Annotated in this window: 6 protein-coding genes; 2 read left to right on the top strand and 4 right to left on the bottom strand. The window is 71.4% G+C overall.

Annotated features, from left to right (window positions below; genetic code table 11):
- Positions 1-230 precede the first annotated feature (230 nt).
- Positions 231-1,613, top strand: a complete 1,383-nt coding sequence (locus tag AOK18_RS24070; RefSeq protein WP_055571716.1) for a glycine--tRNA ligase — start codon at positions 231-233, stop codon at positions 1,611-1,613.
- A 68-nt stretch (positions 1,614-1,681) separates the two neighbouring features.
- On the opposite strand, the gene AOK18_RS24075 is transcribed toward AOK18_RS24070, so the two are convergent.
- Together AOK18_RS24075 and AOK18_RS24080 are read right to left on the bottom strand one after the other, a co-directional pair.
- Positions 1,682-1,888: a hypothetical protein gene (locus tag AOK18_RS24075; protein WP_055571717.1), complete on the bottom strand. Its 207-nt coding sequence runs from the start codon at positions 1,886-1,888 to the stop codon at positions 1,682-1,684.
- A 174-nt stretch (positions 1,889-2,062) separates the two neighbouring features.
- Positions 2,063-3,508: an MFS transporter gene (locus tag AOK18_RS24080; protein ID WP_055695691.1), complete on the bottom strand. Its 1,446-nt coding sequence runs from the start codon at positions 3,506-3,508 to the stop codon at positions 2,063-2,065.
- 121 nt (positions 3,509-3,629) lie between these two features.
- On the opposite strand from AOK18_RS24080, the gene dusB reads away from it, so the two are divergent.
- Positions 3,630-4,838 (top strand): tRNA dihydrouridine synthase DusB, encoded by a 1,209-nt coding sequence (gene dusB / locus AOK18_RS24085; protein ID WP_079105147.1) that lies wholly within the window; start codon positions 3,630-3,632, stop codon positions 4,836-4,838.
- 103 nt (positions 4,839-4,941) lie between these two features.
- Here the strand turns inward: dusB and AOK18_RS31320 are convergent, their stop codons facing one another.
- Positions 4,942-5,079 (bottom strand): methionine/alanine import family NSS transporter small subunit, encoded by a 138-nt coding sequence (locus AOK18_RS31320; RefSeq protein WP_074993405.1) that lies wholly within the window; start codon positions 5,077-5,079, stop codon positions 4,942-4,944.
- Positions 5,079-6,613: sodium-dependent transporter (locus AOK18_RS24090; RefSeq protein WP_055695693.1), on the bottom strand; the 1,535-nt coding region annotated here is incomplete at its 5' end. The genes AOK18_RS31320 and AOK18_RS24090, both read right to left, overlap by 1 nt.

Below are 6,613 nucleotides of genomic sequence, written 5' to 3' on the forward strand. Positions count from 1 at the left end.
GACCGCGGTCACCGCGCTCGTGGGTATGAGGCGTCGTCGTACGTTCATGACTCCCATTTTCAACTAATATGGAAACCGTTGTCAACAAGGTGGGCGGGGGCCGCGCCGGGGAGCCCCGGAGCGCTGACGTGGGCCCCGAATTGGTCGGGGAGCAGGGCCCGCCGGTAGCCTGAGGGCTTCGCTGGAAGCAATCTCGCTTCGTCGCCCGTCGTCGTAATGAAGAGAGCACCGTGGCCGCCGACAAGATCGACACCATCGTCAGCCTGAGCAAGCGCCGAGGCTTCGTATTCCCCTGCAGTGAGATCTACGGCGGCCAGCGTGCCGCCTGGGACTACGGGCCGTTGGGTGTCGAGCTCAAGGAGAACCTCAAGCGCCAGTGGTGGCGCTACATGGTGACGTCGCGTGAGGACGTCGTGGGTATCGACTCGTCGGTGATCCTGGCCCCCGAGGTGTGGGTCGCCTCCGGTCACGTCGCGACCTTCTCGGACCCGCTCACCGAATGCACCGCCTGCCACAAGCGGTTCCGCGCGGACCACCTGGAAGAGGCGTACGAGGAGAAGAAGGGCCGCGCCCCGGAGAACGGCCTGGCCGACATCAACTGCCCCAACTGCGGCAACAAGGGCCAGTTCACCGAGCCCAAGCAGTTCTCGGGCCTGCTCTCCACCCACCTCGGCCCGACGCAGGACTCCGGCTCCGTCGCCTACCTGCGCCCCGAGACCGCCCAGGGCATCTTCACCAACTTCGCCCAGGTGCAGACCACCTCGCGCCGCAAGCCGCCGTTCGGCATCGCCCAGATCGGCAAGTCCTTCCGCAACGAGATCACGCCCGGCAACTTCATCTTCCGCACCCGCGAGTTCGAGCAGATGGAGATGGAGTTCTTCGTCAAGCCGGGCGAGGACGAGCAGTGGCAGGAGTACTGGATGGAGCAGCGCTGGAACTGGTACACCGGCCTCGGCATGCGCGAGGAGAACATGCGGTGGTACGAGCACCCGAAGGAGAAGCTCTCCCACTACTCCAAGCGCACCGCCGACATCGAGTACCGCTTCCAGTTCGGCGGCAGTGAGTGGGGCGAGCTCGAGGGCGTCGCCAACCGCACCGACTACGACCTCGGCGCCCACTCCAAGGCCTCCGGCCAGGACCTCTCCTACTTCGACCAGGAGGCCGGCGAGCGCTGGACGCCGTACGTCATCGAGCCGGCGGCCGGTCTCGGCCGGGCGATGCTCGCCTTCCTGATCGACGCCTACGTCGAGGACGAGGCGCCCAACGCCAAGGGCAAGCTGGAGAAGCGCACGGTGCTGCGCCTCGACCCGCGCCTGGCCCCGGTGAAGGTCGCGGTGCTCCCGCTCTCCCGCAACCAGGAGCTGTCGCCGAAGGCCAAGGGCCTGGCCCAGGCGCTGCGGCAGAACTGGAACATCGAGTTCGACGACGCCGGCGCCATCGGCCGCCGCTACCGCCGCCAGGACGAGATCGGCACGCCGTTCTGCGTCACGGTCGACTTCGACACGCTCGAGGACAACGCGGTGACCGTGCGCGAGCGCGACACCATGAAGCAGGAGCGCGTCTCCCTCGACCAGATCGAGGGCTACCTGGCGAGCCGCCTGGTCGGCTGCTGACGCCGCACCACCGCCGACTCCGTCGGATCCCGCCCCGGACGGCGCTTCCCGCGCCGCCCGGGGCGGACTCATCTCCCGGCGGGGTCCACCGTCGCCTGGTGGGCCTCCACCAGGTGCTCCTGCGCCTTCAGCCAGGGCAGGAACCGGACGCGCAGGCGCCAGTCGCAGGTCCCGCAGCTGATCGTGCGCTGCACCCCGGCGCGCCGGACCCGTACCACGTGGCGCCGCCCGTGCTGGTCCCAGCGGCTGACCTCGCTCGTGTCGATCTGGGGCATCAGGCCTCCGGTGTCCGTGGTCGTCGTCGCCGTATCCGGTGCCCCCGATCGGGGGTGAGCACCGGGGACGACAAGGAGTCTGCGGCAAGAACGGCGCCGCCGGGGCCGCTTCGCAGGGGGGATTCGGTGGAGACCCGGCCCGCCGGGGAGCGCGTGCGCCCGGGGGCCGCGGGCTCAGGCGTCCGCTCCGGCCGCCTCGCGGATCTCCGCCGACTCCAGCCGCTCGGCCGTCCGCCGCGCGGTCGCGCGGGCCCAGCGGCCCGAGGTCGCCGCACCCACCACCAGCACGGCGAGCCCGCACGCGGTGATGATCCACCAGCCGGGCCGCGAGGCCGCCGCGAAGCTCTCCGCGTACGACGAGGACCCCACCCCGGCCGCCAGCACCGCGCCGATCACCGCGACGCCGAGCGCCTGGCCCAGCTGCCGGCTGGTGGAGGCCACCGCCGAGGCCACCCCGGCCTGGGCGCGGGGCATGCCGGAGACGGCGGTGTTGGTGATGGGGGCGTTGACGAAGCCGAAGCCGACACCGAACAGGACGTACCCGGCGACCAGCGCGGCGTCGGACGTCTCGGCCTCGAAGAGGGCGAACAGGAGACCGGCCGCCGTCATCGCGCCGCCCGCGACCAGCAGCGGCAGCCGGGGCCCCCGGCTGCCGACCAGCCGGCCGGAGAGCGGGGCGCACAGGAACGTCGGCAGGGCCATGGGGAGCATCCACAGCCCGGCCTCCAGGGCGCCCAGGCCCCGCACGTTCTGCAGGTAGAGCGTCGACAGGAACAGGAACCCGCCGAGCGAGGCGAACGCGCTCACCGCGATCACGGTGGCTCCGCTGAACGGCGCCGAGCGGAAGAAGCGCAGGTCGATGAGGGGTTCACGGCGCCGGGACTCGTAGCGGAGCAGGGCGAGCAGGGAGCCGAGGGCGAGGGCGCCGAAGGGGGCCGTGGTGGAGAGCGGCGCGTGCGGCGCCTCGATGATCGCGTACGTCAGTGAGCCGAACAGGGCGATGACCAGCAGCTGGCCCACCGGGTCGGCGCGGCGGGCCTTCGGCGCCCGGGACTCCGGGACGAAGCGCAGGGTCAGGACGAGGGCGGCGAGGCCCACCGGCAGGTTGATCCAGAAGATGGAGCGCCAGCCGACGGAGTCCACCAGCAGGCCCCCGACCAGGGGGCCCGCCGCCATCGACAGGCCGACGACCGCACCCCACGCGCCGATCGCGCGGGCGCGTTCGCGCGGGTCGGTGAAGGTGTTGGTGATGATCGACATGGCGACCGGGTTGAGCATCGAACCGCCTACCGCCTGCACCATCCGGAAGGCGACCAGCGTCTCCAGGTCCGGCGCGAGCGAGCACAGCAGCGAGCCGAGGGTGAAGACGACCAGGCCCGCCGTGAAGACGCGTCTGCGGCCGATCCGGTCGGCCGTGGAGCCGGCGAGCATCAGCAGCGACGCCAGGACGAGGGTGTACGCGTCGATGGTCCACTGCAGGCCGGAGGTGCTCGCGTGCAGGTCCCGCTGGAGCGACGGCAGGGCGACGTTCAGGACCGTGTTGTCCAGGCTCACGAGGAGCAGGCTCATGCAGCAGATCGCGAGTACGAGGAGACGCCGGCGCGGGCTGAGCTCGGACATGGGTGCCATCGTACGCGCGGTTACGTAGTGTGGCTAACTAATGAGTGGTACACCCTTGAGGGTAGGGAGGTGCGCCCCCGGCCGGGCGGGCGTGCCCTCGGCAGACGGGCGGGCCCCCGGCATGCGGGACAATGGGGGAATGTCCACGTCCCCCTCCGCCCCGAACCCGGCCACGGCTCCGGACCCCGCACCGGCCGCGGCCGCGCCGCCCCTGACGATCGGCCCGTACCCGGTCTCGCCGCCGGTCGTGCTGGCCCCCATGGCCGGGATCACCAACGCGCCCTTCCGCACCCTGTGCCGAGAGTTCAGCGGCGGCAAGGGGCTGTTCGTCAGCGAGATGATCACCACCCGGGCGCTGGTCGAACGCAACGAGAAGACCATGCAGCTGATCACCTTCGACGCGAGCGAGACACCGCGCTCGATCCAGCTGTACGGCGTCGACCCGGTGACCGTCGGCAAGGCCGTCCGCATGATCGTCGAGGAGGACCTCGCCGACCACATCGACCTCAACTTCGGCTGCCCGGTGCCGAAGGTGACCCGCAAGGGCGGCGGCTCGGCCCTGCCCTACAAGCGGAACCTGCTGCGCTCCATCCTGCGCGAGGCGGTCGCCGGCGCCGGGGACCTGCCGGTCACGATCAAGATGCGCAAGGGCATCGACGACGACCACCTGACCTACCTGGACGCCGGCCGCATCGCCGTGGAGGAGGGCGTGAGCGCCGTCGCCCTGCACGGCCGCACCACCGCCCAGCACTACGGCGGCACCGCCGACTGGGACGCCATCGCCCGGCTCAAGGAGCACGTGCCGGAGATCCCCGTGCTCGGCAACGGCGACATCTGGTCCGCCGACGACGCGCTGCGGATGGTGCGCGAGACCGGCTGCGACGGGGTCGTGGTCGGGCGCGGCTGCCTGGGCCGGCCGTGGCTGTTCGCCGACCTGGTCGCCTCCTTCGAGGGCCGGGACGACTTCCGCCGGCCCACGCTGCGCGAGGTCGCCGACGTCATGGTCCGGCACGCCGGCCTGCTCGGCGAGTGGATCGGCGACGAGGCCCGCGGGGTGATCGACTTCCGCAAGCACGTCGCCTGGTACCTGAAGGGCTTCGCGGTCGGTTCCGAGATGCGCAGGCGGCTCGCGGTCACCTCGTCCCTCGAGGCGCTGCGGGCCGGGCTGGACGAACTGGACCTGGACCAGCCCTGGCCCACCGGCGCCGACGGCCCCCGCGGCCGGACGTCCGGCAACAACCGGGTGGCGCTGCCGGACGGCTGGCTGAAGGACCCCTACGCCTGCGCGGACGTCGGCGCGGACGCCGAACTCGACACCTCCGGCGGCTGAACCGGCGCCGTTCGGATCGTCCGGCTCCGCCCCGCCGGACGGCCCTGTACGCGTACGGCCCCGCTCCTCGCGGAGCGGGGCCGTACGCGTGCGCCCGGACCGCTCAGGCCGCCGGCTCCGCCGGGGCCGCGTCGTCCTCGGGACGCTCGGGGTGGCGGCGCAGGTGGACGACGGCGCCCAGCAGACCGCCCCAGACGATCACGATGGCCACGATCAGCATGATGACCGCACTCGTCGACATCAGTTCTTCCCCTCTTCGGGTGCGGCAGAGCCGGAGCCCGTGCCCGCCTGCGTACCGGTCGTCGTGCCGGCCTCCGTGGCGGAGCCCGGGCCCGCCTTCGCGCCGGTCTCCGCACTCGCCTCCGCGGTGAGCCCGGAGTCGGCGGAGCGCCAGGGCACCAGACTGAGGACCACGCCGACGAGCAGTGCCCCCGCCGCGACGCCCCAGCCCGCCCAGAGCAGGAACTCCGTCGAGTAGCCCTCGTAGTTCTCGGCGAACTCCGCACGCAGGCTGTCGACCATCATCCAGCCGAGCACCAGCGGGGTGACGATGCCCAGGCAGACCAGCCACCAGCGGCCGACCCGCATCGTGGAGATGGCGTTGGCGTGCTCCTGGAAGGCGGGCAGCCGGCGCAGCAGCCAGCCCACGAGGACGAGCGAGGCCAGCGCGGCGAGCACGATGCCGTACTGGTTGATGAAGTGGTCCGCCGCGTCCAGCAGGTAGATGCCGCTGTCGGTCGGGAAGACGAGGACCGACACCAGGGCGATGGCCCCGCCGACGCCCAGGACCGCCGGGACCCGGCGCATGCCGGTGCGGTCCTGCACGGCGGCGATGACGACCTGCACGATGCTGATCAGCGAGGTGAGGCCGGCGAGCACCAGCGAGGTGAAGAACAGCACGCCGAACAGCGCGCCCATCGGCATCTGGGAGATGACCGTCGGGAACGCCACGAACGCCAGGCCGATGCCGGAACTCGCGACCTCGTTCACCCCGACGCCCTGGGCCGCGGCCATGAAACCGAGGGTGGCGAACACGCCGATGCCCGCGAGGATCTCGAAGGCGCTGTTGGCGAAACCGGCGACCATCGCGGTGCCGGTGACGTCCGAGCGCTTCTTCAGGTACGAGGCGTACGTGATCATGATGCCGAAGCCGATGGACAGCGAGAAGAAGATCTGGCCGTACGCGGCGACCCACACGCTGCCGTCGCCGAGCGCCGACCAGTCCGGCCGGAACAGGCCGTCCAGTCCCTCGGCGGCGCCGTCGAGCGTGAGCGCGCGGACGACCAGGACGCCGAAGAAGAGCACCAGCAGCGGGATGAAGAACTTGTTGGCCTTCTCGATCCCGTTGCGGATGCCGAGCGCCAGGATGACGAGGACGACCACCCAGACCGCGATGAGCGGCCAGAGGACACCGTCGACGTAGGAGGACATGACGCCGGGCGTCTCGGCGGCCTGGAGGAAGTCGCCGAAGAAGAAGGCGTTGGCGTCCCCGCCCCACTGCTCGCCGAAGGAGTAGCCGACGTAGCGCACCGCCCAGGCGATGATGACGGCGTAGTAGGCGGCGACCACGAAGCAGATCGCGACCTGCCACCAGCCGATCGCCTCCGCGGGTCCGGACAGCTTGCGGAAGGCCGCCGGGGGCGACTTCCGGTACTTGTGGCCGATCGAGTACTCGAGGACGAGCAACGGGATGCCGGCGGTCAGCAGCGCGACGAGGTACGGCAGGAGGAAGGCCCCGCCGCCGTTGCCTACGAGAACGGCGGCGGGGCCTTCCT

Origin of the sequence: Streptomyces prasinopilosus (assembly GCF_001419695.1) — a bacterium.
In the GTDB taxonomy this organism is placed as follows: domain Bacteria; phylum Actinomycetota; class Actinomycetes; order Streptomycetales; family Streptomycetaceae; genus Streptomyces; species Streptomyces prasinopilosus.

What these genes read in the sequence shown, in the direction of transcription:
- AOK18_RS24075 (WP_055571717.1), bottom strand. Translation starts at nt 1,888, where the DNA reads ATGCCCCAGATCGACACGAGCGAGGTCAGCCGCTGGGACCAGCACGGG.
- AOK18_RS24080 (WP_055695691.1), bottom strand. Translation starts at nt 3,508, where the DNA reads ATGTCCGAGCTCAGCCCGCGCCGGCGTCTCCTCGTACTCGCGATCTGC.
- dusB (WP_079105147.1), top strand. Translation starts at nt 3,630, where the DNA reads ATGCGGGACAATGGGGGAATGTCCACGTCCCCCTCCGCCCCGAACCCG.
- AOK18_RS31320 (WP_074993405.1), bottom strand. Translation starts at nt 5,079, where the DNA reads ATGTCGACGAGTGCGGTCATCATGCTGATCGTGGCCATCGTGATCGTC.